This window comes from Paenibacillus sp. JT31N7 (assembly GCF_059692095.1).
The window spans coordinates 772,546-798,332 of the sequence record NZ_JCAUAT010000003.1 but is presented as its reverse complement, the minus strand read 5'-3'; the positions used below and the strand labels follow the sequence as shown (position 1 = coordinate 798,332).

The window sequence follows — 25,787 nt, the reverse complement described above, 5'->3', positions numbered from 1 at the left end:
TTTTTTAGCATCTTGGCACAATATGTTAAATAAGTTATCGAACCATCCCATTATCATTTATCGCTTGATTTAACTGTTCACTTTCGTATCTTCTCATTATTATCTGCTGCAAATATCCACCTGCATTCTAATAATATACTTTTACTTCTTTATGAAACAACTTATGATTCATTCCTCGAATTGGTTCTCTATCTTAACCCATTTGCCATCAATTTTTTTACTCTTTTGCCTCATCTCTGTTAACGTGAACTTAATTAGGTTGCCAGCTTTTAAAACTTCCTCGCCACCAGTATAGAATTTTTTATCCATTTTTATAATTTTCTCAATACCTAACGACAGATCGTATACAGTCATTCTTGGAGCATACTTAGTATCTATATCAACTATGCAGTACCAACCATCTGCCCCCGGATACTTAAGGTCAGCGTATCCAATCATTTCTTTTTGATAAAGAATGGATTCGTGGATAAGATGTGTAAGTTGTGTACTTTTGTTACACTGCCTTCGATACATTTTTATAATCCTCTTTTTCCTCTACAGATAAAAGTAGTATTTCATCGCTAGAAACTACAACAAAAGCTCCACAGCTAATGAGACTGTGGAGCCGACTATAAACTTATCTTTCGTATCTAAAAGTAATTGAATCATTGTAGTCCCAGAGCCAGAATTCTGACCCTTGAGTAACTATTAACCTCGTAAACCATGTTGCGAAATCGTAATTAAGGTATACGGCATCGTTTAGATGGGACATTGCATCGATAAACAAAAGATAGGGACCATTTTTTTTCACATATGCCTCTGTATTTATACAGATGGCTCCGGCAGTATGCTCGGTCCAGGCTATCGGACACCATTTAGGTGGATATGAATATTCTGAGTGAATACGCTCGATTTCTTCGGTCGAAAGTAGTCTAACGCCTCCGCCGTAAGCCTTTGATGTAAAAAAAACACCACCATTGCAGTATTTTAAAAATGTTTGGTAATCATCTGGAAGCTGCCAACCGTTTTTATTAAAAAACCAGTTATAATCTTGGACTGGCAGATCAGGATTAAAAATACATGTCTTTAAAGAGACAGTATTATGAACCGTAAAAGATATGATTTCTCTATCCTTAAAAAAGCCCAACTGCTCATTAAGCGACTTTAGTGCTTCTTCCACTTGTTGAGAGGGATTCACTAATTTATCTCCTTAATAATTTGTCCACCAGTTATTCAAAACAGTATGACTAAGTATACCATTTTTAGGAGTAGTTCCGGGTTTCCAAAGAGGAATTAAAATTAGACACACTGTCTGATCCGTTATATTTTAACGGTTGCATATGGTGAACCTGTATATCGGACCATGTGAATCTTGTTGGCGCGCCATACGTATTATTATAATGCGTTATAAAATTATCTCTGTAGTCTCCACCAGTTCTTGGATTGCATTCAAAACAACACTATAAAAGCCGTACTTTTCGGTTGTGTTGGAGTCTTTAATTCCTCAAACTATTGATTTTATAATCCCTATTAACTAAGTCGGAATTATATGGTATTATTATCTTGAATCTTTTTAATCAGAAGGAGTGAGTAAAATAGCTACTACAACATTTAAGGCATCAGCACACTTGCAAGAAGGTGTGATTGTAAAAGTTAGTTCAAGAAATTTTGAGTTTACTATTGACGAACCTAAAAGTCTGGGAGGTACGGACACTGGGATGAATCCAGTTGAAGTGTTACTTGGTTCATTAGGTGCGTGTCAATCAATTGTAGCCAGAGTATATGCTAAAAAGTTTAATATAAATCTTGAAGACTTTCGAGTAGAAGTCGAAGGCGATTTGGATTTGGATGGATTCTTTAAGAAGGCAGATGTTCGTGCAGGATACTCTGATATTCGTTACACTTTTTATATCAAAACAGATGCGCCTAGAGAACGAGTTGAGGAATTCGTTAAGTTCGTAGAAGAAACTTGCCCCGTAGGAGATACAATTGCAAACTTGGTTAATCTCAAATTAAACGGTATTGTAATCGAAAATTAATCTTAAGATACATTTACTTAACACCCTGTTTGGGTGTTTTTGTTTCCTGTCCTCTCATCAGGTGAATCACACTACTATTGATTTTATGTACCTTTCCACCATTCCAAATTTCAACAGGATATTGTTCCAGTAAATCAAAGTTTTCATAATTCCCATCAATAAACAGAGTCGTAAAAGGCTTTTCTTTATCGAGCCACTTTAGCCAGTACTGGTCCTCTTTACTCCCATCCCATACTAAACCAAAGTCACCGGCAACGATTATGTATGTCTCCAGTTATATAAATCATGTGCTTCACACCTTATAACGATTGTTTATATTTTTGAAGCTTCTTTCTTCTGTCGGGATCGTCATGATGAATAAGCTCTTCTACCGTCCATTTGTTGGTTGGATTACTAATGCGGCCAGGTTTAATACAGCGATGCTCAATCACATCACTCAACTGATACCCTTGTCTGAGTTTAAACAGACCTAATTGTCTTCTACACTCAACTAATCCGCCTGTCCGCATCCCCTTTACTTCAAACTCAAAATCCCCATCTACCAGCCTATAGTTTCCCGGATCATTTTGCCCGGTTATTGTCGGTAGGCTCATAATTCACAACTCCCCATGAAAGAATTTTATCTACTTATCTAGGTCCACTTCCTAAGATGCTTTGATCGGCAATGTGTTTACTCTTCAAAGATTTCTAAACTTTCTTTTGAGTTTCAGCGTACATAATAATTCATCGGGGATCCAGATAATTCCTTTCTCTCTGGTGTTAATACTATAGTTCGCGCAGGAAATTTCACTTTTCTCTTGGTGTCTTCGGTCGTTGCTGCGCCAATGACAATAACACCAATCACCGCTAATGCTAACACACAAACAACTTCTGAAATTACGCCGGAATATTGCAACCCTTGTAGAGTTAAAAGCTATCAGTATCCTAGAAGTGAATACACCTCCTCTCTCCTAAATCACTTTTATAACAGAAAACTGTTAGCAGGGAAGAAAGTGCCTTGGCTATATTTCTTATAGATGCCAATAAACAGACAAGCGCCGTTAAAACGCTTAAGGCAGTCCGGCTCAATCACCTTTTTCTGACCGCTCACTGCAGGAGTCATATTTCTCCATATATCAACAATAAATGTGCGTCTAAATAAGACTAATTGATCATGACATAAATTACATATTATGGTAAATTATAAACATCAAATTAAAGGAGGAATTAATTTATGAATTTCAAAGCTTTAACTATCGGCTCACTAGTAGGAGTATCTTTAGTTTTTGGAAGTGTGGGGGCTTTCGCTGCGCCTGTAAATGCCAACGCCAACGCTGTATTACCTCACGCAGATCAAAATTTGATCCTGCGTGTAGGTGAAGTTTATAACACGAATGGATTGGCAACCATTCTTTATAACCCCCAGAATGCAGTCGTCGTAGAATATCAATCGTATATTAAGGGGTTGCAGCCGGGACAAGCTATCATCAGTGTATATAGAAATGGGCAAACAACTACTTACGACGTTTTCGTAAAGGCATTTTGAGCGGTGGGGAGGTATTTCCTCCCCTTAACGGTTTTTAAAAGGTTTTATTAGTGACAGATTATCCGGTTCGTATTGGATTGCTGTTCGCAGTCTTGAATCCTAAAATAAGCAAATCCTAAGAATTACACATAATTCATCCAGATTACACGCTCAGTCTTAGGGCATCCTCAAACTCATGGCGCGTTCTTTACCCCCATCTTTACTGCGTACTGGGCCCCCCGCCTCTCCAGGTTACGCGAGAACGACGCTTGGCGAAAAACCCGATGTGATGTACGCGATTATTCTGGGAAAAGGTGATTTCACTACCTATAAATCCGTGAAAGTCGAAGTCAGCGGTTGACCCCGCGCAGTTATTGCGAATAAATAAGCTAACCCCTTTATAATTAAGGGATTAGCTTTTTTGATTCTTCCGGCCCGATCATTAAAACATGAGGTGTTTCTATGAAAAAGATGACAGCTATAGCGGGAGTATTGATCATTTTAATAGCCGGTTATTTATACACTAACGGTTCTTACTCTTTTAAAATGTCTGAAGAAGGAATCCCGCTGCCGGTAAAAGCCGTTTTCAAAAATAAAATAACCCGATCCGAAGGGAGCATCTACCTGTACACATGGCCGGGTCTTCATCAGACGGACGGCCTGCCTGGCAGCTACAGAAGACACCTCGAAAAGCAGGGCTGGAAGTACGTAAGCGATCAGAGCGAAGGAGCCTCTTTCATCTTCGCAAAACCAGACGGTACCGTTTTAAACGTTTCGGTGTACGAGGAGGAATTCTCGATTTTTCAAAGCCGCTTATAAACGCCAATCGAAATAAAAGAAGCCCTTAACACTCCTGCCTCAGTCGCTCTCTCCCGTCCTGCTCCGCTCAGCCCCGCTGCCGCTTTCAATGTGTTCCCGGTGCATAAATCCCCAACCGCACATATCCGAGAGTACGGCGCTCAGCGTACGCCCGTGATCTGACATGGAATATTCCACTTTTGGCGGAATTTCCTGATAGATCTTGCGGATGATCAGTCCGTCGCGCTCGAGCTCGCGGAGATGATTGGTCAGCATCCCCTGGGTAACGGACGGAAGAAGTTTGCGGAGTTCTCCGAACCGTTTGGTGCCCTGATGAAGCAGAATAAACAAAATCAGCGGCTTCCACTTGCCACCGATCACTTCCAGCGTGGTCATAATTCCGTCGGTCGTCCCCGGCTGCCGTTCATTTAGCGGCATTCTATTTCCCTCCGATGTCTTTTTCATAATCTCTTCCTTTTTCTGCTACTTTACCAAATCAATCTGATGAATAAAAGTACTTTTCTTTTTCGGACTAAGTCTTATTTTTGGTACCAAGCGCCTCTGTTCAATGTACAATTTTACAGACTAAGTCCCGTTAAAAATCCTACTTCTCAAAAATAAGATTCTAAACAATAATGAGAAAGCAAACCTTTTTCACTGAATTTCCAATTTATTTTGAAAGGATGCTCGCTCATGAAAATAATGGTGATTACAGCTCATCCCGACTTGACGGCTTCCAGAGTTAACCGCGCTTTTGCCCTCAAAGCTTCTGCCGCTTCCGGCGTCTATGTACGCGACCTGTACCGGGAATATCCGGAGTGGTCGATTGACGTGGAGAAAGAGCAGCGTCTGCTCACTCAACATGACCGGATTGTTTTTCAGTTTCCTTTGTATTGGTACAGCTCGCCACCCCTGCTGAAAAAATGGTTTGACGATGTGTTTACTTACGGCTGGGCATTCGGAACGAACGGCGTCCACTTGGCGGGAAAAGAATTTATCATCGCCACGACAGTGGGCGGAACCGAAAATCAATACCGCTCGGGAGGTTCCAACTGGCATACGTTAAGCGAGTTTATGAAGCCGATTCAGAGCACGGTTCAGAAATGCAACGGCATTTTTCTCCCGATCTTTGCTGCCTATCATTTGTCGGATGCGCCTGAGGCGGAACTTGAGGTTGAAGCCGACCGATATGTGACGCACATCGTCAGCCCCCAAGCGGTTCTGACCGATTAACGTGACAAAAAGAAAGAGAACAAGTTTAGTGAACTTGTTCTCTTTCTTTTTGGCTGAATACGTTCAGCCGTGTTCGCGGCCGGTTCGGGCGGAACGGCTGCCTCGCGACTTCGCGCACGCGGCCCCGGCGCTGCAAATCTCATCGTATGAAAAGCATCTCCCCTTGCCCTTCAAGTATCCCGTCAACACTGCCGAACTTGTTGCTGCTTTACTGGTATAAAGTGACAAGTTCGGGGAAATCTACAGACAAGTTTGCGAGAAAGGAGTGAGGCATGTCCGTGAAGCTGTTCAAATATTTGTTCCACAAAAACAAAACAGCCGCTCCTGCGCCCGTTCAAACCGAATCCGAGCCTGTCACCATCAAGTCCTCCCTTGCCGAAAACGCACGGTATCTCGACCAGGCGCTTTTTCATACCGATGATCTGGTAAAGCTCTCGCTTACGTATCAAAATCAAGCGCTGCTGCTCTGTTATCTCGATCCGATGTGCGATGAGGTTAAAATCAGCCGCTTTATTCTCACCCCCCTTGCGGAGTCCGAGGAACCAAATCTGGCCGATGTGCTGACCGCTCCCAGGGTATACGCGCAAACTTCGCTGGATGAAGCCGCCGATACTTTGCTGCAGGGACAGGCCGTTCTTTTCAAGGAAGGCAGCACGGAGTGCTATTCGATTACGGTCAATGCGGAAGTCAAGCGGACAACGGAAGAGCCCCAGAACGAAAAAACGGTCCGCGGCCCTCATGAAGGCTTTGTGGAAAATATGACGGTTAATCTGCATCTGATCCGCAAACTGATCAAAAACCGCCATCTCGTTATCCGCCGTTATACGCTTGGAAAAGAAAGCCGCACCGAAGTCGCCGTCGCCTATCTGAGTCACGTCGCCAAGCCGGAGCTGATTCAGGAAATCGACCGGCGTCTTCGCACAATTGCGGGGGCCAATATCTTGTCGACCGATCTCATGGAAGAATATATCGAGGACAAGACGATCTCTCCTTTCCCCCAGCTTCTGACGACCGAACGCCCTGACAGGGCCGCCGCCAACCTGCTTGAAGGAAGAGCGGTCCTGCTGTCAAGCGGTTCTCCCAGCGCGTTCGTTATGCCAGTGACCTTCTTTACTTTCTACCAGTCTCCGGACGATTACTACAGCCGTACCCTTAGCGGTTCGTTCATCCGGTTCATCCGGCTGCTGAGCTTCGTCATTGCGATTACGCTGCCCGCTTTTTACATCGCGGTCATTACGTATCATTATGAGGTTATTCCCGCCGAGCTGCTGTTTCAAATTAAAGGCAGCGTGGAAATGGTGCCTTATCCCCCGCTTCTGGAAGCCATGTTCATGGAGCTGACGCTGGAGCTGCTGCGGGAGGCGGGAATTCGCCTGCCGGGTCCGATCGGACAGACGATCGGCATCGTCGGAGGTCTTGTGATCGGGGACGCGGTCGTACGGGTGGGGCTCGTGTCCTATCCGATGATTATCGTCGTCGCCCTTACCGCTATTTCCTCCTTCGTAGTCCCTTCACATGAAATGAGTGCTTCCGTGCGGCTGCTCCGGTTTGCCGTCATGATTCCGGCGGCTCTGCTCGGCTTTATCGGAATCGTGTTCAGCCTGATTTTCATTCTGATTCATCTGTGCAAGCTGGAATCGTTTGGCACGCCTTACCTGACACCGGCGGCCCCTTTCCGGCTGAAAGGCTGGAAAGATACTTTGTTCCGGTTCCCTATGTGGAAAATAGACAAACTTGTCTACACGGCTAAACCTAACGCGAAAAAGGATACCGGGGACTCAAGGGAGCTGCAGGAGAATGACACCCAATTCGAATAAAATCAGTCCGAAGCAGATGCTGTTCCTCATTCTCCAGACTCAGATCGGCGTCCAGGTGCTTTACCTGCCCTCCCGGGTGCAGGCGATCGCCAAAGGCGACGCATGGATGTCGGTCCTGCTCGCCGGACTAATCAGCCAACTGCTCATTCTGATCATGTGGGGCTTGAACAAACGTTTTCCGTCGGCTACCTTGTATGATTTTATGCCTCGTTTGACGGGCAAGGCCGTGGCCGCGTTCATCCAGGTGCTGTATATCGTTTATTTTACGGCCCAAAGCAGTCTCATTCTGATGTTCTTTTATGAGGTGATCCGCGATTGGGTTTTTCCCGAAACGCCGAAATGGCTTATTACCGGGCTCATGGTGTTCGTCTGCGTTTATTTGACGCAGGAAAATCTCAAGATCATGGCCCGTTTTTTTCTGCTGGTCAGCAGCCTGTTTCTCATCATGATCTTTATATCCGCGTATGCCTATACGCATTCCAATCTGCTCTATATTTTCCCGATCGGGCAGGCCGGGCTTTTTCCGGTCGTGCGGGCGGCGCATGAAGCGATGAATACACTGAGCGGCTATGAATGGATTCTTTTTTGCTACCCGTTCGTGGAAGGAACACCCCGGCAAAAACTGGCTGCGGTATCCGCCGCTAACGCTTTCTCCACCCTGCTGTATACGTTTCTCGTCTTTACGAGTCTCGTCGTATTCAGTCCTGCCGAGCTTCCCCTGCTGCCTCATCCGGTTCTGTATATGGTAAAGGCGCTGACGTTCGCCATCATTGAACGCCCCGATCTTTATTTTCTCTCCGCCTGGATCGTTGTTGTCGCCACTTCCATTATGGCTTATTTGTACTTGGCTTCGACCGGTATCGCCCAATTGTTCGGCAGAAGCAGCCACCGCAAGCCGGTACTGTATACGGCCATGTCGCTTATGGCGGCCGCGCTGCTGATCCGGGATCAGAACGTGATGAGGATTTTAGGGAAAATCGTCTCGCTGTCGAGCTACGCTTTCCTTGCGGCCATTCCTCTGCTTTTGCTTCTGATCTCGCTTGTTTTCCACATTCGCGAAGGCGGGAGGCGGGTGACTAAATGAACCGCATATACCTAACAGCGGCAAGCCTGCTGACCCTTCTCCTGCTAAGCGGATGCTGGGATCAGCAGCTTCTTAAAAACTCCCGTATCATACATATCGGGGCATTCGACAAGGGAGAAGACGGCAAGCTTAAATCTACCGTCGCATTTCCCGACGTATCCAGCGTAGAAGGGGGCCGTAACGAAACCAACGAAGTCCACACGGTCACAAGCAATACGACCCAGCACGCCCGTGCCATGCTTGATCGCGAAATATCGGGGGATTATTCCCCATCCAAGCTGCTTGTGCTGCTGCTCGGCGAAGAATGGGCCCGGGCCCAGAATATTATGCCGTACTTGGATGTCTATTACCGCGATCCGAAAAGCCCCCTGAACGCACGGCTCGCGGTTGTCAAAGGGAGGGCAGAAGACTTAATCAACCAGAAAATGGTCGGGACGAAGCTGATCGGACGCTTTCTGGATTATTTGCTCGAAAATATGGAAGACAGCACCAATGCCCCAAGGGTGAATTTCCAGTCGATCGGGCCTGTCAAACCCGGACAGGATTTTGCCCTTCCGTACGTTTCCCTTCAAAACAAAATACCTGTCGTTCAAGGTACGGCCCTGTTTCATCACAACAGAATGACGGCTTCTCTTTCTCCGGAGGAATCTCTTCTCTATCTGCTGCTCGGGGGACATAAAGGGGAAACGGCACGTCTCACCCTTCCCGTCGACATAGACCAGGAGCGGGATCTTCAAGTAAGAGCGGAACGTTTTATTACAGTCGATCTCCATAAGGCTTCGCGAAAAATGGACGTACAACCGACGGAGAGCGGCGGCGTCAGGGTTAAGATCCGGCTGAAGATCAACGCGGCGGTCATTGAATATCCTACGGACCGGCTGAACAAAAAAGAGACGATTCAGAAACTGAACACGGGTCTCTCCAAAATGCTGACTGAGCGGGCCAAGGCCATTACGTGTAAAATGCAGGAAGCGAATCATGACGGATTTGGCATCGCGCTGAGACTGATGGCATTTCATCCGGAAGCGTGGAAGAAGATGGACTGGGAGGAAGACTATAAGGAAGTGCAGTTCGAACCGGATGTCAGGGTGAAAATCGAACGGAAGGGGATTACGTTTTAGGGATTGGTAATGCACGAATAAGAACAAAAAAAACCAGGAAACTGGTCATACCCCTGCCAAGTAGACAGATGAAAAAAGCTAAGCTGCCAACGCGCATCGATATTCAACCGGTGCGCGTTGTTTTAATTTGGCTTGAAAGCGGTGGTAGTTGTAATCGTAAATGTATTCTTCCACTGTTTGCTGAATTTCCGCTCCTGAATTACACTGTTTGAGGTACAGCTTCTCTGTTTTGAGATGCGAAAAGAAGGATTCGATGCATGCGTTATCCAGGCAGGTTGCTTTGCGAGAGTGGCTGCCTTTAACGCCGAATGCCTCTAATCGTGTGTTGTACGCCTGAGACGTGTATTGGAAGCCCTGATCCGAATGGAGTACGGCTTCCGAGACGTCTCTTTTTCTTGTCCACTGCGTAACGGTATCTAGTACGAGTTGAACATCGTTACGAGCTGACAATTGCCAAGCGACAATCTCGTTGTTGAATAGATCTTGAATGACGGACAAGTAATGAAAGTTTGTTCCGTCGGAAATATAAGTAATATCGGTGACCATTTTTTGCTGGGGAGCTGTGGCATGGAATTGGCGATTTAAGCGATTCGGATACACAATAGAAGGCGTGTAATGAGACCTCTTTCGCTTCTTCCGAATGACGGACTGGATCGATAAATCCCTCATCATTCGCGCTACTTTCTTGTGATTCACATGGTAGCCTGCCTCCCACAAGGCGCTCGTCATACGAGGGTAGCCAAAGTGAGGGTGAGCAACATGAACGGCCATCATGTGTTCCTTGATTTCATAATCCCTATCTTGTCTCGAGCCGCGCTGGGGCCGTGTGGCTCGCCATTTGTAATAGCTAGCCCGTGGTATCCCTGCGATAGCTAAGAGGCAGGTAATGCCGTGCAGACGGCGTAGATCCTCCATTATTTCGTATTGATCTCGCTGGCTGGGGGCTTCTCCTTTATTAGATTTGGATACCGCTTTTTTAAGTAATCCACCTGCGCTTTCAGGTAGTCTCGTTCTTCTTCGACGCTACCGAAGGACGTACGGGGACGACCTTTCAGTGGGTTCATCACACTTTTGCGTTCATCGAACGACTCTCCGCTTTGCCACTTCTTCACCCAAACTTTCAGTTGTGAACAGTTCCGAATCCCTTCACGTTCAGCTACCACCTTGTAGCTGGATGAACCCTCCACATACGCTCTGACCGCCTTCAGCTTGAATTCTTCTGTGTACGTCTGGAATGTTTGTCCTTTTTTAGCCATGAAAAATATCCCCCCAAGTGTCACTCGAACCTCCATAATAACATGGAGGTTTTTTTGAGTGTCTACTTGAAGGGGATAATACCAAACTCACAATGAAGTTCCTGGTTTTTTTTGAACTTTATACCGCTCCAAGCGCAGCATCCGGCTCCGGCAGGCTACACAATCCCCGCAGCGGAAGCCTGCTGAAAATCAGCCAGGCTCACGCTCTTGCCGCCGTTCAGCCGCGACTCTTCCGCACCGAACGCCATCAAGTGGCTCTGCAGCGAAGCGGCGGCGGATGTCCGGTTTCCGGCAGGGACGCGGCCGTATTCCCGGACGTCCTTCAGGAAGGAGGCGACCATGCGCTCGTCTCCTCCTCCGTGTCCGTCACCGGCGATATTGCAGCGGACCTCGACCGCTTCTCCCGTAGCGAAACGGTGCAGGGTGTAAGAGCCTGTGTCCATATCGCCCAGGATCTCGCCGCGGGTCCCCATGATCTGGACCCGTCTGCCGCCGCCCTGGGTAAAACCGGACATCGTGAAGGCCGCGGTCGCTCCTCCGGCAAATTCCAGGTTCACGACCTGGTGATCCACGACATCGTTATCGCAGCGGTACACGCAGCGTCCGAACGGTCCTTCCTTCAGCGCCTTCACGATGCCTTCCTGGGACAGGTCGTGCGTCATATACCGCGCCCACGGATGATCCGGCGGCTGAATGTAGAGCTTGAGCGCGGAGAACGGGCATTCTTTTTCGACCTCGCAGCCTTCGATGCATCTGTCGGTCGATCCCGCGGGGGCGTTCTCCTTTTTGAAATGAAACAAGGAGCCGAATGAACTGACGCTCTTGCACTCCCCGCCCATGAGCCACGAAATAATGTCCAGATCGTGGCACGACTTGGCCAAAATCATAGGGCTGGTCTCTTCCGCACGGCGCCAATTCCCGCGCACGTAGCTGTGGGTCATATGGGCATAGCCCACATTTTCGGTCAGCTGGATGGACGCGATTTTTCCGAGTTCCCCGCTATCCAGCTGCTGTTTGATTCCCGCCCAGAACAGGGAGTACCTCAGAACGTGGCTGACGACGAGAAGCCGGTCATGGGCTTTGGCCGCCTCGACCAGTTGCACGCATTCTTCCAGCTTAGGCGACATCGGTTTTTCCAGCAGAACGTGGTAACCGAGCTCCAGCGCCTTCATAGCCGGCACGAAATGCATCCGGTCCAGCGTGCTGATAATCATGATGTCGGCGATTTTCTCCCGCTCGAATGCTTGCTCCCACGACGAATATACATAGTCGGGCTTGATTCCGTGTATCCGCGAGATTAGTTTCCGTCTTCCTTCATCCGGCTCCGCTACGGATACAATGTTGAGCTCGTGGGGATATTTCTCCGCGTACGGTCCGTAAATGTAACGTCCCCTGCTTCCGGCACCGAGCAGTACCGCTGTTAATGCTGCCACTTTATTTCCTCCTCTTGCTTCGGCTTATGTTCCGATTGTACAAGAGAGAGACTCCGGTCTAAAGAGATCGTTGGTTACTTTCATATACTTCTGTTGACCTGCGCACCTCTGTCTCCGTAAGCGTGAAATGCCGCTCGGCAAAAGACGCGGCGCGGTACTCTGTCGTTCAGCTATGCTTCCACCCGGGGCTTACCTATTCCCAGCCGATCAGCCGCTGTCGCCGCTCGCCCGCCGGCTCCGGTATTCCTGCGGAGTGGATTCGTTCTGCTTTTTGAAAAACCGGATAAAAGCCAGGGCCGAATTGTAGCCCAGCAAAGCGGCGATTTCCCCTACCCTCATCGGACTGCCGAGCAGCAGCTCTTTGGCCTTCAAATTCCGGTAATCGTTAATGTAATCGGACAATCCGATCCCCGTCATTTGTTTATAAAGCCGGGACAAGTACGAGGGATTGAGGCTGACGTGGTCGGCAATGGCATTCAGCGAGATATCTTTCGCGAGATTTGCTTCTATATATGTGTGAACCCGCTGGACAAGCTCGTCCGGAAAATGGGCAGCCTGCTCGCCGTTCCAATCAAAGATAAGCTCCGCCGTCTGCAGAAAATACGTTTTGAGAGCGGAAACGGACGTATCCGCTTCACAGTGGAACAAAGTCGACAAATCGTGGCTGCTGTTCAGGTATGCCCTCAGTTCTTCATTTTTGTTCACATATGCCAAAAAAACGGCGGAAAGCGAATGATACACTTCCTTTTTCCGCTCAAATGACCACTCTTCACTCTCCCACAGATCGCTGATTTCCTTGTACACGTTAAAAAATTCGCAGCGGTGGCCGTTCTCCAGGCATTTACCGAGAAGCTGCACCCGGGCGGTTATAAAAAACTCGCTCCGCTTATGCGCTTGGCCCGTTTCCCCGTGATTGTCCGCAGCGGGTTCCGTTAAAATAATTTCATTCCCGAGGCCCGCACCGAACAAAAAGTTATATTTCAGCTCATGAAATTTGTCGGAAACATCCTCCCACGGAACCGGATTTTTGCCTACCACAAAAGAAACCGGCAGCTTCAGCAAATTTTTGCAGGCCCGCTGGATTGTTTCAAGGGCATTTCCCACGAAATGCCGCGTTTTATCCCAACTAGGCCGGGCAACGTCCGTTTCAGGGCACGACGATCCCGCCGGCTGAATAAACCAGGCGATTTTCACCTGGTCGTAAACATACGTGTACACGCGTGCACCCGGCGATAAAATTTCCTCCGCGATATTTTGGACGGCATACACAAAAAGCGCCTTATCCGGCGGCGTCAGCATATCTCGCCACACATCCACTCTTCCCAAAAGCAGCAAAACCGGCTCTTCCCCCTGAAGCGGAATGCCGATTTCCCGGAAATGCCGGTCAAGCTGCTCCCCGGCCGGCCTTTTACCCTGAAGCAGACTGCTCATATACTCTTTTTGGAGAGAAGGGAGCGCCCGCTTCATGCTTTCCTCCGCGCGTTCAATCATCTCCTCACGCGCTTTTTCTTCATCGAGCTTGCCGATCGCCCGGGTTACGGTGGCGATGATTTTCTCGTCGCTTTCAATTTTCAGCAGGTAATCGAAGCCGCCATATTTGACCGCACTCTGGACATATTGAAAATCGTTATAGCCTGTCAGGAAGATCACTTTGCACGAAGGCCAGTTCGTTTTAATTTCCCGGAGCAGACCGATGCCCTCCAGACCCGGCATTTTAATATCCGAGATCACGAGATCGATCCGCTTGTTCCGGAGCAATTCCAGCGCCTCTTCACCGGAATACGCGGTATGAATTTCCAGGGAAAGCTGCGGGGTTTCTTCGAAAAGATCCTTCAGACCTTCCACGATAATCGGGATATCGTCTACAATCAGCAATCGGTACATCCTGTCTCCCCCTCTAGCTGTTTCCGATGTGAATGCCTGCTTTCAGGCCGCCCAGCTCCGATCTGTCCACCGTGATCCCATAACCGTGCCCGTAGCGGAGCTGAATTCTCCGGTGAACGTTTACGAGACCGGTCGTTTCTTCAAGCTCATGACCTCCGTCCGCAAGACGTCTGCGGAGTTTGCCGAGTTCTTCGTCCGTCAAGGTCGTTCCGTTATCTTCCACATAAATAGTAATTCCATTGGCGTCCCTCCTGCTCCAGATCCGGAGAATGCCGGCGCCGGGCGTGCTCCCGAGCGCATGTTTGTAAGCGTTCTCTATAATCGGTTGAAGGATCAGCCGGGGCACGCGCGTGTCAAACTCCTCTACTTCGAACACCGCTCCAATGCGGTCTCCGTAGCATACTTTTTGCATATCCACGTAGGTACGTGAATGGTTGATTTCAAGCGTTAGCGGAATCTCATCCTCGTCGTTACGGGTAATAAAATGAAAATAATCCCCGATGTATAAGCAGAACTGGTAAGCTTTCTCCTTGTGCTCCGATTTAATCAGACGGCACAGGACAAAAAAGCAGTTATACAAAAAGTGCGGATTAATCTGGGACTGCAGCCGTTTCAGCTCCGAACGCTGACTGCGGATTTGCTGCTCGTAATTTTGCTCGATCAGCTCTCGCAGCGAATGAATCGTCTGATTGAACGCATGGTACAGATATCCGAATTCGTCGTTGCCCCGGTCGACCGGTATAAGCTCCAGCCGGTTTTGCTGGACGCGTCTGAACGACTGCACCAGCTTGAACAGCGGCCGGTAAATGAGCCGGAACAGGAAGTACGAGAAGAACAAGACGACCGCGACCGCCAGAGCGCACGCCCACCTGAACCATACGCGGTAAGTCTGGATGGGTCCGAGCAGCGTTTTCTCGGGAATGCAGCTGACCGAATACGAGTTCCACAGGGCCGAGTAGTTGTAGACCGCCAAATACCGGTCTTTGCCTACGGTAATCGTCTCGTAGCCCTGTTTTTTTCCTTCCGCGCTTTTCTCCCCGATAAAAGCTTTCGCCGTGGTCAGCAGCTGCGGGTCATTCCCGCTCTGGAAATTCCACCCGCGATCCGTATTGATCAGCAGGGTTTCCCCGCCGAAGGAGCCGCTGATCTGTGCCAGCGACTGCCTGATTTTGGCCGTCGACAGCTCGACGCCGACGACATACAAGGGCTCCCGGGTCGAATTCGAGGGCACCTGCATGCTCAGGAACAGCCGGTCGTCCCAGAAGACAAAAGGCTCGTCGGCCCGTTTGTTCCGCAGTTGGAGTGCTTCATATTCCTCCAAATCCACGAAGGTATCGTACTTGACGCTTAGCAGTGTCCGCTGGATGAGCGGCACATAGGCTTTCACTTCCTGAATAAACGCACTCGAATCTTTGGTCAGATTCAGGCGTTTCTGAATGTCGAGAATTTTCCGGGACCGGTCGTAATCCGACAGCTCATTGCCCATCGCGGCGATTTCCTGAAGATCGCTGTCCGTTACGTAATTCGGCAGAAAACGGTTGATCCGGTCCGCTTCCTTGTCCAGCGAATCCAAGTAAAACCCGGTCGTGTTCAGGATGGACTGGGACCTTTCCTGGCGGATGCTCTCCGATCCCTTTTCGTTAATCAGCCAGGTGATGGCCATCATCGGCAGCAGGGCGGCCATAAATACCGCCATAATTTTTTTGAAAATGGAGGAGTCCTGCAGGCTGAGATTGAGTTTCATGAATACCGCTCCCCTTGCGCTCGAATGCCCGTCCCGTTATTCTTTGACACTCCCCATCACAATTCCTTTAATGAAGAAACGCTGAAGGAACGGATAGACCAGAAGAACGGGGAAAGCGGCGACGAAAATCTGGGCGGCTTTGCTGGTGCGGTCCGACAGTTTAACCAGCAGTTCGGCGTCCTGCGCTTTGATAAACCGGAAATCCATGTTAATGATAATGGTTTGCAGGAAGGTCTGCAGCGGATATTTATCGGGATGGTTCATGAGAATCATACCGTCAAACCAGCTGTTCCAGTGGCCGACCACCGTGAATAAGCCCGTCGTCGCCAGTGCGGGAAGAGAAAGCGGAGCATAAATCTTCCACAAGGTCGCAAAATGGCCGGCACCGTCGATCCGGGCCGATTCCTCAAGCTCCTTCGGCAGACTCCGGTAAAAGTTCAGCAGGAGGATCACATTAAATACGGGCAGCGCTCCCGGAAGAACCAGCGCCCAGACCGTATCGATCAGGCCGAGCGTTTTGATCGTCATGTACCACGGAATGAGACCGCCGCTGAACAAGATCGTAAACACGAAGACCCAGACGTAAAAAGTGCGCATGCGGAACACACGGGGGTCCTTCGACAACGGATACGCCGTGAGGATCGTCAGAAACATGCTGATCGCCGTTCCCAGTACGACCCTCTGAACCGATATCCAGAACGCCCGCAAGTATTCCGGCTTGCCGAACACGTTATCGTAGGCGGCCGTCGTAAAATCGACGGGCCACAGCAGAACTTTCCCAGCGGAGGCGGCCGCTCCCGAACTGAGCGAGATGGCCAGGATGTGAACAATGGGCATAAGGCACGCAAAAGAAATCAGGGCCAGGAACACGACGTTGCCGATCAGAAACAGTCTCCTGCCCATGGTCAAGTTGTGGCGCAAGGCAATCCCTCCTCAGAAGATCCGGTAATTGGCGAAGCGGTAAGCAAGCAGGTACGAAGTCGTAATCAGAAAGAAGGAAACGATCGACTTGAGAAGTCCGACCGCCGTAGCGAAACCGAACTGCGACTGCTGCACCCCCATACGGAAGACGAACGTGTCGATAATGTCCGCGCTTTCATAAACTTGAGGGCTGTACAGATTGAAAATCTGGTCGAACCCGGCATTTAGCACGTTGCCGATGTTCAGCGTAAGCATGAGCACGATAATCGGCATCATTCCCGGAAGCGTGATGTAGAGGGTCTGCTTCCACCGGCCCGCTCCATCCATTTCCGCAGCCTCATAGAGCGACGGATTGATGCCGGTAAGGGCAGCCAGATACACGATGGTACCGAAACCGAACTCCTTCCATACGTCCGATACGACCATCACATAAGGGAACCAGGCGTTATCCCCGAGAAAAAAAACGGGCTGCATCCCGAAGACGCCGAGAAGCTGGTTGACGATCCCCGAGGATGGCGAAAGCACGTCGATCAAAATGCCGCTCAGCAGCACCCAGGACATAAAATGCGGCAGATAGACGAGCGTCTGAAACGTCCGTTTGATCCACTGCCTGCTCAGTTCATTGAGAAGAATGGCGATCGTAATGGGCACGATTAGACCCGCCGCTATTTTCAGCGTCGCAATAAACAGGGTGTTGAAAAAAATTTGTCCGATATCCGGGTATTCCATCAGGAAACGGAAATTTTTCAATCCCACGAAAGGTGAACCGAACAGCCCTTTGGACGGAATGAATTTCTGAAAAGCCATCATAATTCCCGCCATCGGGATATAACTGAATATAATCACGATAATCAGACCCGGCACTACCATCAGATGAAGAGGCCACTCCCGCCTCCAAGTCCGAAACCTCGTATGCATACCCTCACCTGCCTTATTAGCTTCATGTAGATAGAAAAAGAGGGATCGCATCCTTTCCGATCCCCCTTGAAGGATTTTGACTGAATTCATCCGTACGGGAGGCAGCCGCCCTATTTGTTCTTGTTGTACCAGTCGTTGACTTCTTTCGTAATCTCGTTGCCGCCCATGCTTTTCCAATCCGCAACGAATTTGTCGAATTCATCGACCGACACCTGGTTCATGATGATTTTGACGAATACTTCATCCCGTTTTTTGTTCAAAATCGCTCCTTTTTCCACCATGGTCGGTGTCGGCGCTCCGTAAAACTTGTTCTGTTCGAACTGGTTGTTCTTCTTCATTTCCGGATACAGCGAGACGGCGCCATGGGGGCCCGAAATTAAGTACTCCCACCAGAGGCTCGTATCTCCGTTGACGTATTTCATGGCGCGTCCGTACCGGGTCTTCTGATCTTTCGTCTGAAGCTTGCTTTCGTCTTTGTTCGCGATCGCATCGGGAAGCACTTCCCCGTTATTGTTCGTCTGGTTATTGACGAAAATCGGGTTCAGCAGCCAGTAGTTGCTCGATTTTTCCACTTTGTCTTTGCCGAACTCGTACACCTTGCTCTCTTCGCTCTGACTGTTGTTTACAACGATCCAGTGGTTCAGCAGCTTGATCACCGCCTCCGGATGTTTCGCTTTCTTGGACACGACGTAGTACTTATCCACACCCAGGCCGATCTGGGACTTGGCGGGTTTTCCGTCCGAGGAAGGAAGCGGGAAAACGCCCCACTCCTGCACCACTTTGCCGTCCTTGACCGCTCCGCTCGCCAGTTGGGCCGGCATCCATTCCGCCCCGTAGACCATTCCGATGCTGTCGTTATACAGCATTTCGGAAGCTTTAGTCGCATCCTTGACCGCGAACTCCGGATCGATCAGGCCTTTCTTGTACAGATCCTGAAGACCTCGCAGCGCTTCTTTCATCTGCGGCTGAATGTCCCCGAACTGGAGTTTGCCGGTTCCGTCATCCAGCCACTGGTTCGTGTAGGCATGGTATCCGTTCATGAAGCCCGTGACGCCCAGGGCGCCGTCGAACAGATTCTTGTTAAAAGCCAAGCCGTAAGCTTTTCCCGTTCCTCCGGGGTCCTTCGATTTAAAAGCTTCCGCGATTTTGGCTACGTCCTCCGTCGTTTTCGGCTCGGGCAGGTTCAATTTCTTCAGCCAGTCCGTCCGCACCCACAAAAACTGGGAGTAATAAGGGTTGGACGTAGAAGGAATGGCCATCAGCTTGCCGTCGAACGTGGCCGACTTCATCTGGAGGCCTCCGTCCATGGTCATCATTTTCTTTGTGTTTTCGGTGGCGACCTTGTCGTATACGGACGTCAGATCCAGGATCATGTCCGCTTCGATAAGCTGCTGGAGCTGAGCCGCATCGACGGGGAAGAAGTCCGGAATCTCGTTGGAGGCGATGGACATTTTCAGCTTTTCCGCAAACTGGCTTCCGTCCGCCACCCATTTGTTCGTGATTTTGACCCCGGTTTCTTTCTCGTACGCCGCATAAACCGCATTGTTGTCGAAGGTTTCACCCGGATCGAATTTCAGATACGGGTCGCTTGCCCGCACCGTGGATACTTCCATGATTCCGCCCGTATCCGGCGTTTTCGCCTCTTCGGGCGCCGTGCCGCTGCATGCTGTAACCGTTAACATCGCGGCGATGACGGCGGCCGGCAGCAGCCCTTTATGTCTGTTTTTTCTGCTCAATGCAATCCCCTCCTGGGTGTTGTTCCTATGCGGGCCGCTATATCCGGCCTCTCGTTCCTTGCGTAGCTTAAGTATAAGAAACGGGGTGCCCCGCTTCCATATACTCCTATTTACATTCGTATACACCTCTTGACTGACCTTGGTTCAAAAAAGCGCCGGACACGGGCAATGCCGCATGAGCCTCGGATTTCCGCTTTATTGACGGCTTTGCTCCCCGCTCCTATCTTGTGTGAACTCACCCAGTTTTTGATATTGTAGAACGGGGTCGAATAACTTAGAATGATGAAGGAACTATGTGTTCGAAGGGAACTAGAAAATGTCTATAAAACGATTATCCGCCCTGTTTTTAGCAGTTATTCTGGCCATCTTGCTCATCAATGACAGCGTCTTTTATTATTCCACGAAAAAATCCCTAACGGCGAACATGGAAACGGAGCTGTTTTCTCTTTCCCAGCAGATCCAGTTAAGCATTGACCACGTGGAGTATTCGTCTCAAACCCGGGATAAACTCTTGTCCGATTCGTTAAGGCAAGTGGCCCTCGGCGTCAAAGCCGCGCTGCCTTCCCGTTACCGGGATATCGACAACAGCATGCTAGCGGAGCTCAGAGTCAAATATAACGTAAGCAATCTCACCTTGTTCGCCCAAATCGGGGATGAGATCGTCAGCGTCCGTTCCTCGGATCCCAAGGAAATTAACTTGAATGCGAAATATTGGGGCAATTACCGGACCGCGCTGGAACAACTGTTCAGACTGGAAACGGTTACCGTAGCCGAAGGCACCACGCTTCCGAGCTTCTGGGCGGGTAAAATATCGGGCTCTGCCTCCAATCCCGGTTCAAAAAGAAACAAATTCGGCTTCTACTACGACGGGACAACCGACTATATCATCAATCCGACGATGAACAGCTCTCTCATCGAGCAGTTCGATCAGAACGACGGCTCGGAGTTTATCGTTGCGGAGACGTTAAAGAACAACAAAAGCCTGCTCGAAATTACCGGGTTCAATCCCCGTACCTTCTCCAAGCCGGATGACGATCCCAGCTTTTATACCGTAACGAACGGGTCCAAAAACATCCGTTACTCCGAACGCAAAATTTTGTTCGGCCAGTATAACAGCAAGTCGCCGGAAGACGCCACCTTGATCGAGCAGGCCGTTAAACTCGACAAGCCGCTCTTCTTTCCTACGAAAATCAACGGCAAAAACGTGCTGAAAATTTTTTATCCGGTTAAGAGCGAACGTGTCCAGTTTCCTTACGTGATCGGCCTGGTCAACGACATGGAGTATATTCACAACTCCTTGAACAAACAACTGGTGAACTTTTTCCTCGTCATCGTTTCGGTTTCGATTGCCAGCCTGATCATGGTCTATTTTATTTATAAAGGGGTTAACCGGACGAAAGACGCCGTCGCCCAGACGATCCAAGAGAATTACACGGATGAAATGAACAGTCTGATGGTCGCGATCAAAGGACAGAATCACGATTTCACCAACCATCTTACGACCATCAGCTGCATGGTCCAGTTGAAAAAGTTCGACGAGACCAAGAAGTACATACACGAGCTCGTGGAAGAAACAAGACTCGTCAACAGCATCGTCGATGTCGGGCATCCGGCCCTCGCTTCCCTGATCAGTTCCAAGATTACGCAGTCGCAATTGAGAAAAATCCACTTCACTTACGAGCTGGATTTGGCGGACGATCTCACGAGCATTTCCGGACTGAAATCCGTCGATCTCGTGAAAATTTTAGGCAATTTGATCGACAACGCTTTCGACGAAGTGAGCGGAATGAACGTGGAGCAAAGAAACGTGCATCTGCTCGGCTATACGGAAGAGAACCGGCTTATCTTCAAGCTGTCTAACCATATCAGCAAGAGCTTGTCCGAGAAAGATCTGCAGGCCATGTTCACAAGCGGTTACTCCACGAAAAAAGACGGCGTCCACAAGGGACTCGGTCTGGCCATCGTAAACCAGCTTGTTCAGCGGTACAAAGGTACTGTCTCCGCTGAAATTTCCGGAGCGAACACAATCCAATTCACCGTGATTCTGCCGATTTATTCTTGAACCGGGAGGGCAGGGACGAAAGATACGGATCGGGCGGGGGCCCTGTCCCGTGTCCCGTATCACAAGTTCAGCCGTTCCGCCAAAAAGAAACTCGGCCTGCTTCCTGCAGGCCGAGTTTTTTCGCTTACCGGTTCAATTCGTGAAGGGCGGCTTCGTACTTGCGCATTCTTTCGCGGTCTTTGGAGGTCGGTTCCTTGATGCGGGTCATGTCCATGTTGTCGTGCACATCAGCCAGCTTGACCTCCCGGGCAAGGGGGTTGTTCTTCGCCCTCCGGACGAAATCCAGGTAGTCCTCGCCCGGCTCCCGGCTCAAAGCGGCCACCGCTTCAACGATGTCCGGCGCGAATCCTTCGCGCCGTAAATCCTCGGCGGTTATCTCCGAATCCTCCAGAACGTCATGGAGGACCGCCACGATACGCGCATCGGTTGTCTTGACGCTCTGCATAACCCGGAGCGGGTGCAGAATGTACGGCTCACCGGCCTTATCGGTTTGTCCGGAATGGGCCCGGGCGGCTACGATAATCGCTTTTTCCAGGGTACTCATTTCTTGCCTCCTCCCTGATTCTGCGCCGTGATCCAAATTATACCACGCCCCTCCCTTAATCACATGGTACCTACTTACAATCGGAAGCCGGTCCTCTGCAATCCCGTTTGTAATGCCTCATGGGGTGGCGCCTGTTTCACGCGTTTTACCTCTTCCTTATCCTTCCTGTATACTGTGAATGAACCTTTTATTCATACCGCTACAGGAGGAACCGGAATGATCAAGCATCACATCGAAAGACTGGAGCAACTGCTTCCCTTCAAAGTGGGAGAAGACCGTCAAGAAGAGTACGAAACCTACCTCAAGCTTGAAGGCGCAGGAGAAGAGCAGTTTGCTGTTCTGGAAAGGAAATACGGCATGACCCTGCCCGACGATTTCAAGGAATTTTACCGGCACAAAAACGGCAGCGGCTACCATTTCCATATTTTGTACCCTTCTTACGATGACGGGTCCGTTTCCCCTTTCTATCTGCTTTCTCTGGAGGAAATCGATGAACTGAAAGCTTATTTCTGCAGCGAGGACACCCTGCTCAGCGAGCATTTCGAGGAAGACGAAATCGCTCGGCTCGATAAACGGATCCGGCCTTACTACAGCAACCGAAAATGGCTTCCCATTGCGCAGCTCGCCGGAGGCAGCCTGTATCTGATGCTGGATTTCGACCCTTCCGAACAGGGCAGGGCGGGACAAGTGATCGCATTTGTGCATGACCCGGATTTCATTTACTATGCGGCGGCCAGCTTTGCGGAGCTGTTGGATATTTCCAACAAGAACCTCGAAGACTGGGAAGAAATCGATTATTAAAACGCGAGACCGGGCCGTTCGGCTCTGCAGTCGGCAAAAAAATAAAAACGGAGTGCGGAGCCTGAGCTCAAGCACTCCGTTTCGTTTGCTTCAGAGGGAGGCTTGTCCCCCGCCTACGCTGGCTTTGATCATTTGAATGAACCGCTCCGCCGGGGGCGACAGAACCTCATCTGTACGCGTACATACCGCGATGATATTTTTTAACTGGATGTCCTTCACATATACCCGCGCCAATTCCCCGCGCTTCACATGATCCCGGACGACAAGCGAGGAAATAAAGTTCGTCCCGTACCCGGCCTTCACCGCGCTGATCGTTTCATTCAAGCCGTTAAACTGCAGGGCGATCTGGGGCGGACTCACGTTATGCACCCTGCATAAGGAAAAAAGCCACTCCCGTGTCGAGCTTCCCTCTTCCCTCATGATGAAAGGCTCTTTCACCATTTCGGCCAGTGTGATGTGCTTATTCGCATATTTATGATGGGCGGGCACTACGAACCACAGCTCGTCCTCGAACAGCTCCTCCCAATGGATGCCCGGCTGCCTTTCGCCCGCTCCGCCGTAAACGGCAATTTCCGCTTCGTAATTGAGCAGGCTGTCGAAAGCGCCCCGGGAATTCGTCGTGGTGATGAAGAAATCCACTTCCTCATGGTCCCGTTTGAATTTGGCAACCCAGGCAGGAAGCAGGAAATTGGCCGGCAGATAGGTCGATACGAGGCGGATCGCACCGTTTCTTCCCGATGTATAGCCGTCGATAAAGGCTTCCATTTCTTCTTCCAGGGCAAACAGCTTTCTTGCATATTCCAGCAGCTTCCGTCCGGCATCGGTTAAGGAGATTCCTCTTCCGCGGGCAGTAAAAAGCCGCACTCCGATTTCCTTCTCGAACCGTTTGATCTGGGAAGTAACGGCAGGCTGGGAAATCCGAAGCACCCCGGCCGCTCCCGTTATACTCCCCGTTTTGGCCGTTTCGTAAAAAATCCGCAGAGCGTGAAGATTCATGTCGCACGCACCTTTTCTTAACTAAAACTTATGATTTAATAATAATTATATATTTTATTTATGGATCAATCCAGCTTACAGTAGAGATAGATTCCAATCCGAAAGGAGTTTTACCCCTATGACACTTTCAAACGAATCTCCCGAAGTCCGTAACGAGCCGGCCCGGTCGGACCTGCCCGGCAAATGGTCGCATGTGGATGCTTGCCTGAACGATTGGCTTGTCCCCGCCGATCCCGTTATGACGGCAGTTCTCGCGAACAACGCCAGAGCCGACCTTCCGCCCATTGACGTGGCGCCCAACCAAGGGAAGCTGCTGCACCTGCTTGCCCGGATCAACGGGGCCCGCTCCATCCTGGAAATCGGCACGCTTGGCGGATACAGCACGATCTGGCTGGCGCGCGCGCTTCCGGGAGACGGCAAGATCGTCACGCTGGAGTACGATGCCCATCATGCGGAGACGGCCCGCCAAAATCTGGACCAGGCGGGCGTGAGCCATCTCGTGGATGTGCGGGTCGGCGAAGCGCTCGATTCGCTGGAGCAGCTTTCGGCGGAAGGGGCCGGGCCGTTCGATCTCATCTTCATCGACGCGGATAAACCGAACAACCCCGAATACTTCAAGTGGGCGCTGAAGCTTGCCCGCCCGGGCAGTCTCATCATCGGGGACAACGTCATCCGCGACGGGGAAGTCGCCAATCGGCACAGCACAGACCCGCGCGTTCAAGGTGTCCGCACCTTCCTTGAGCTGATCGCCGCCGAGCCGCGGGTTACCGCGACCGCTCTGCAAACCGTCGGCAGCAAAGGCTACGACGGTTTTGTCCTGGCGCTGGTCACCGCCTGATTCAAAGCGGAGGTTGTTCCGCTGCTGTACAGGAATGACTCCCGTGAAACACCCGGGTCCGCCCAGCCGATCAGGAAAGTCCGGCCAAGGCGGGCCCTTTCATTGTCCGCGGCGATTGCTAGGCGCGCCCGTAATATTTTTGGTAGCGCAGCATCTTCCTGTAAATGCTTTTATCCTTCAATGTTTTGAAGCCGTAAATTTTGGGCCGGGGATTCGCTTCCAGAATCCAAGGGTGCAGGTTAGGGTCCAATCCGACGTCCAGTCCCACTTCTTTAATCCGTGGAAATGTTTTATTAAGATGGCGGGCTGCCCTGAGGCCCAAACTCCGTAAGGAAGCCTTGTACCGTTCGATGTCCGCCACATGCTCTTTAAGAAGAACCTCAACAGGTTTGGAAGAGCCGCCCCTGCATAAGTTCGTAACGATTTTGCGGGGATGGCCAATGCGGCCGATGATACCGGTCGGTTCCCAGACCCCTTTAGGATTTTTCTGGATCATGATTCTCAAATCGAAGAGCCGCCCCTTGTGGCGGAGAAGATGAATCCCCTGCTGAATAACGTACGGGGATTTTTTAGTACGTCTCCGGAGGGCCGTTGCCATGCTGTCAAAGTCCCGAAATTTCTTCACAAAGGTATGAAGCTGAAAGCGGTACCCGTCCTCTTTGCGCTCCACCCGGATAACGCCGCTGCCTCCCGTACCGCTGTTCGGCTTCACATACACCATTTTATACGTATCCAGCATCGCTTTTAATGTCCCTTTCCTGTAAAGCCGGGTTTCCGGAACGTTCCGGCCGATTTCTCCGTGTTTCAGCAAAGAATCGGATACGTTCTGTTTGGTCGCATAGCCTCCCAAGTTCATCCATCCTTTCTTGATTTGTGACATTTAGTCTATGGATATGCCAAGATCTCGCCCTTGCTTGTGCGCTTGCCCACCCGGGCTTTTCCGGTTCAGCCGGAGTTCCTTTAGTAAAGCTTTCTTTCTCCATGGCCGCACACGAACAATCGCCTGATTAGCGGCTGTAAAAAAAGTGTAATCCAAGATAGATCGAAGTCCGGTTAAAAGATCATTCGCGCAAATCCGT

24 protein-coding genes and 1 pseudogene are annotated in these 25,787 nt (G+C 50.0%); 10 read left to right on the top strand and 15 right to left on the bottom strand.

The genetic code is table 11. The features are described from left to right. Positions 1–168: 168 nt before the first annotated feature. Complete coding sequence (locus AC58P5_RS18040; protein ID WP_497388860.1) at positions 169–513, bottom strand: hypothetical protein; 345 nt, start codon at positions 511–513, stop codon at positions 169–171. 103 nt (positions 514–616) lie between these two features. After that, a complete protein-coding gene (locus tag AC58P5_RS18035; RefSeq protein ID WP_497388858.1) occupies positions 617–1,177 on the bottom strand; it encodes an SMI1/KNR4 family protein in 561 nt (186 codons plus the stop codon). A gap of 397 nt (positions 1,178–1,574) precedes the next feature. Between AC58P5_RS18035 and AC58P5_RS18030 the strand changes: the two genes are divergently transcribed. After that, entirely contained in the window at positions 1,575–2,018 is a 444-nt protein-coding gene (locus AC58P5_RS18030) for an OsmC family protein (RefSeq protein WP_497389117.1), read from the top strand. 299 nt (positions 2,019–2,317) lie between these two features. Here AC58P5_RS18030 and AC58P5_RS18025 read toward each other — a convergent pair whose 3' ends face one another. Next, complete coding sequence (locus AC58P5_RS18025) at positions 2,318–2,611, bottom strand: hypothetical protein (RefSeq protein WP_497388856.1); 294 nt, start codon at positions 2,609–2,611, stop codon at positions 2,318–2,320. 620 nt (positions 2,612–3,231) lie between these two features. Here AC58P5_RS18025 and AC58P5_RS18020 point away from each other — a divergent pair. After that, on the top strand, positions 3,232–3,543 hold the full coding sequence (locus AC58P5_RS18020) for a hypothetical protein (RefSeq protein ID WP_497388854.1): 312 nt from the start codon (positions 3,232–3,234) through the stop codon (positions 3,541–3,543). A gap of 441 nt (positions 3,544–3,984) precedes the next feature. Then, a complete protein-coding gene (locus tag AC58P5_RS18015; RefSeq protein WP_497388853.1) occupies positions 3,985–4,341 on the top strand; it encodes a hypothetical protein in 357 nt (118 codons plus the stop codon). A gap of 39 nt (positions 4,342–4,380) precedes the next feature. Here the strand turns inward: AC58P5_RS18015 and AC58P5_RS18010 are convergent, their stop codons facing one another. Continuing rightward, positions 4,381–4,758 (bottom strand): winged helix-turn-helix transcriptional regulator, encoded by a 378-nt coding sequence (locus AC58P5_RS18010; protein ID WP_497388851.1) that lies wholly within the window; start codon positions 4,756–4,758, stop codon positions 4,381–4,383. 255 nt (positions 4,759–5,013) lie between these two features. Between AC58P5_RS18010 and AC58P5_RS18005 the strand changes: the two genes are divergently transcribed. The 4 genes from AC58P5_RS18005 (at position 5,014) to AC58P5_RS17990 (ending at position 9,575) form a co-directional block, all read left to right on the top strand. Beyond that, on the top strand, positions 5,014–5,553 hold the full coding sequence (locus AC58P5_RS18005; protein ID WP_497388849.1) for an NAD(P)H-dependent oxidoreductase: 540 nt from the start codon (positions 5,014–5,016) through the stop codon (positions 5,551–5,553). A 272-nt stretch (positions 5,554–5,825) separates the two neighbouring features. After that, positions 5,826–7,370 (top strand): spore germination protein, encoded by a 1,545-nt coding sequence (locus tag AC58P5_RS18000; protein ID WP_497388847.1) that lies wholly within the window; start codon positions 5,826–5,828, stop codon positions 7,368–7,370. Further along, positions 7,351–8,454 (top strand): GerAB/ArcD/ProY family transporter, encoded by a 1,104-nt coding sequence (locus AC58P5_RS17995; protein ID WP_497388845.1) that lies wholly within the window; start codon positions 7,351–7,353, stop codon positions 8,452–8,454. The genes AC58P5_RS18000 and AC58P5_RS17995 overlap by 20 nt, the downstream gene beginning before the upstream one ends. Further along, positions 8,451–9,575 carry a Ger(x)C family spore germination protein gene (locus tag AC58P5_RS17990; RefSeq protein ID WP_497388843.1) on the top strand — a complete coding sequence of 375 codons (1,125 nt, stop codon included), beginning with the start codon at positions 8,451–8,453 and terminating at the stop codon, positions 9,573–9,575. The genes AC58P5_RS17995 and AC58P5_RS17990 overlap by 4 nt, the downstream gene beginning before the upstream one ends. Positions 9,576–9,653: 78 nt before the next feature. On the opposite strand, the pseudogene AC58P5_RS17985 reads toward AC58P5_RS17990, so the two are convergent. From AC58P5_RS17985 to AC58P5_RS17950, 8 genes and pseudogenes are all read right to left on the bottom strand, one after another. Continuing rightward, positions 9,654–10,499 (bottom strand): annotated as a pseudogene (locus AC58P5_RS17985) (IS3 family transposase); the annotation flags it as partial. Further along, on the bottom strand, positions 10,490–10,831 hold the full coding sequence (locus tag AC58P5_RS17980; RefSeq protein ID WP_497388841.1) for a transposase: 342 nt from the start codon (positions 10,829–10,831) through the stop codon (positions 10,490–10,492). The gene AC58P5_RS17980 and the pseudogene AC58P5_RS17985, both read right to left, overlap by 10 nt. A gap of 155 nt (positions 10,832–10,986) precedes the next feature. Continuing rightward, positions 10,987–12,264 (bottom strand): Gfo/Idh/MocA family protein, encoded by a 1,278-nt coding sequence (locus AC58P5_RS17975; protein WP_497388839.1) that lies wholly within the window; start codon positions 12,262–12,264, stop codon positions 10,987–10,989. A gap of 207 nt (positions 12,265–12,471) precedes the next feature. Then, positions 12,472–14,148: a response regulator transcription factor gene (locus tag AC58P5_RS17970; RefSeq protein WP_497388837.1), complete on the bottom strand. Its 1,677-nt coding sequence runs from the start codon at positions 14,146–14,148 to the stop codon at positions 12,472–12,474. A 13-nt stretch (positions 14,149–14,161) separates the two neighbouring features. Beyond that, positions 14,162–15,892: a histidine kinase gene (locus tag AC58P5_RS17965; protein ID WP_497388835.1), complete on the bottom strand. Its 1,731-nt coding sequence runs from the start codon at positions 15,890–15,892 to the stop codon at positions 14,162–14,164. A 36-nt stretch (positions 15,893–15,928) separates the two neighbouring features. After that, complete coding sequence (locus AC58P5_RS17960; protein ID WP_497389115.1) at positions 15,929–16,795, bottom strand: carbohydrate ABC transporter permease; 867 nt, start codon at positions 16,793–16,795, stop codon at positions 15,929–15,931. Positions 16,796–16,825: 30 nt separating this feature from the next. Beyond that, the gene (locus AC58P5_RS17955; RefSeq protein ID WP_497388833.1) at positions 16,826–17,731 is read right to left on the bottom strand and encodes an ABC transporter permease; all 906 of its coding nucleotides are present in this window, start codon (positions 17,729–17,731) and stop codon (positions 16,826–16,828) included. A 110-nt stretch (positions 17,732–17,841) separates the two neighbouring features. After that, positions 17,842–19,467, bottom strand: coding sequence for an extracellular solute-binding protein (locus tag AC58P5_RS17950; protein ID WP_497388831.1), 1,626 nt, complete (start codon positions 19,465–19,467; stop codon positions 17,842–17,844). 316 nt (positions 19,468–19,783) lie between these two features. Here AC58P5_RS17950 and AC58P5_RS17945 point away from each other — a divergent pair, with 316 nt between their 5' ends. Further along, positions 19,784–21,529 (top strand): sensor histidine kinase, encoded by a 1,746-nt coding sequence (locus tag AC58P5_RS17945; RefSeq protein WP_497388829.1) that lies wholly within the window; start codon positions 19,784–19,786, stop codon positions 21,527–21,529. A gap of 124 nt (positions 21,530–21,653) precedes the next feature. Here the strand turns inward: AC58P5_RS17945 and AC58P5_RS17940 are convergent, their stop codons facing one another. After that, positions 21,654–22,073, bottom strand: coding sequence for an HD domain-containing protein (locus AC58P5_RS17940; RefSeq protein WP_497388827.1), 420 nt, complete (start codon positions 22,071–22,073; stop codon positions 21,654–21,656). Positions 22,074–22,289: 216 nt separating this feature from the next. On the opposite strand from AC58P5_RS17940, the gene AC58P5_RS17935 reads away from it, so the two are divergent. Beyond that, positions 22,290–22,874 (top strand): SMI1/KNR4 family protein, encoded by a 585-nt coding sequence (locus tag AC58P5_RS17935; RefSeq protein ID WP_497388825.1) that lies wholly within the window; start codon positions 22,290–22,292, stop codon positions 22,872–22,874. A 90-nt stretch (positions 22,875–22,964) separates the two neighbouring features. On the opposite strand, the gene AC58P5_RS17930 is transcribed toward AC58P5_RS17935, so the two are convergent. Then, positions 22,965–23,870 (bottom strand): LysR substrate-binding domain-containing protein, encoded by a 906-nt coding sequence (locus AC58P5_RS17930; protein WP_497388823.1) that lies wholly within the window; start codon positions 23,868–23,870, stop codon positions 22,965–22,967. Positions 23,871–23,988: 118 nt separating this feature from the next. Between AC58P5_RS17930 and AC58P5_RS17925 the strand changes: the two genes are divergently transcribed. Continuing rightward, positions 23,989–24,708 (top strand): O-methyltransferase, encoded by a 720-nt coding sequence (locus AC58P5_RS17925; protein WP_497388821.1) that lies wholly within the window; start codon positions 23,989–23,991, stop codon positions 24,706–24,708. A 118-nt stretch (positions 24,709–24,826) separates the two neighbouring features. On the opposite strand, the gene AC58P5_RS17920 is transcribed toward AC58P5_RS17925, so the two are convergent. Beyond that, positions 24,827–25,564 carry a YheC/YheD family protein gene (locus tag AC58P5_RS17920; RefSeq protein WP_497388819.1) on the bottom strand — a complete coding sequence of 246 codons (738 nt, stop codon included), beginning with the start codon at positions 25,562–25,564 and terminating at the stop codon, positions 24,827–24,829. Positions 25,565–25,787 lie beyond the last annotated feature (223 nt).

Excerpts from the sequence above, each read along its gene's own strand:
- AC58P5_RS17935 (WP_497388825.1), top strand. The coding sequence starts at position 22,290 with ATGATCAAGCATCACATCGAAAGACTGGAGCAACTGCTTCCCTTCAAA.
- AC58P5_RS18005 (WP_497388849.1), top strand. The coding sequence starts at position 5,014 with ATGAAAATAATGGTGATTACAGCTCATCCCGACTTGACGGCTTCCAGA.
- AC58P5_RS18020 (WP_497388854.1), top strand. The coding sequence starts at position 3,232 with ATGAATTTCAAAGCTTTAACTATCGGCTCACTAGTAGGAGTATCTTTA.
- AC58P5_RS17920 (WP_497388819.1), bottom strand. The coding sequence starts at position 25,564 with ATGAACTTGGGAGGCTATGCGACCAAACAGAACGTATCCGATTCTTTG.
- AC58P5_RS17965 (WP_497388835.1), bottom strand. The coding sequence starts at position 15,892 with ATGAAACTCAATCTCAGCCTGCAGGACTCCTCCATTTTCAAAAAAATT.
- AC58P5_RS18010 (WP_497388851.1), bottom strand. The coding sequence starts at position 4,758 with ATGCCGCTAAATGAACGGCAGCCGGGGACGACCGACGGAATTATGACC.
- AC58P5_RS17990 (WP_497388843.1), top strand. The coding sequence starts at position 8,451 with ATGAACCGCATATACCTAACAGCGGCAAGCCTGCTGACCCTTCTCCTG.
- AC58P5_RS18040 (WP_497388860.1), bottom strand. The coding sequence starts at position 513 with ATGTATCGAAGGCAGTGTAACAAAAGTACACAACTTACACATCTTATC.
- AC58P5_RS17970 (WP_497388837.1), bottom strand. The coding sequence starts at position 14,148 with ATGTACCGATTGCTGATTGTAGACGATATCCCGATTATCGTGGAAGGT.
- AC58P5_RS18015 (WP_497388853.1), top strand. The coding sequence starts at position 3,985 with ATGAAAAAGATGACAGCTATAGCGGGAGTATTGATCATTTTAATAGCC.
- AC58P5_RS17980 (WP_497388841.1), bottom strand. The coding sequence starts at position 10,831 with ATGGCTAAAAAAGGACAAACATTCCAGACGTACACAGAAGAATTCAAG.
- AC58P5_RS18000 (WP_497388847.1), top strand. The coding sequence starts at position 5,826 with ATGTCCGTGAAGCTGTTCAAATATTTGTTCCACAAAAACAAAACAGCC.
- AC58P5_RS17960 (WP_497389115.1), bottom strand. The coding sequence starts at position 16,795 with ATGGGCAGGAGACTGTTTCTGATCGGCAACGTCGTGTTCCTGGCCCTG.
- AC58P5_RS17995 (WP_497388845.1), top strand. The coding sequence starts at position 7,351 with ATGACACCCAATTCGAATAAAATCAGTCCGAAGCAGATGCTGTTCCTC.
- AC58P5_RS17955 (WP_497388833.1), bottom strand. The coding sequence starts at position 17,731 with ATGCATACGAGGTTTCGGACTTGGAGGCGGGAGTGGCCTCTTCATCTG.
- AC58P5_RS18025 (WP_497388856.1), bottom strand. The coding sequence starts at position 2,611 with ATGAGCCTACCGACAATAACCGGGCAAAATGATCCGGGAAACTATAGG.
- AC58P5_RS17930 (WP_497388823.1), bottom strand. The coding sequence starts at position 23,870 with ATGAATCTTCACGCTCTGCGGATTTTTTACGAAACGGCCAAAACGGGG.
- AC58P5_RS17925 (WP_497388821.1), top strand. The coding sequence starts at position 23,989 with ATGACACTTTCAAACGAATCTCCCGAAGTCCGTAACGAGCCGGCCCGG.
- AC58P5_RS17940 (WP_497388827.1), bottom strand. The coding sequence starts at position 22,073 with ATGAGTACCCTGGAAAAAGCGATTATCGTAGCCGCCCGGGCCCATTCC.
- AC58P5_RS17945 (WP_497388829.1), top strand. The coding sequence starts at position 19,784 with ATGTCTATAAAACGATTATCCGCCCTGTTTTTAGCAGTTATTCTGGCC.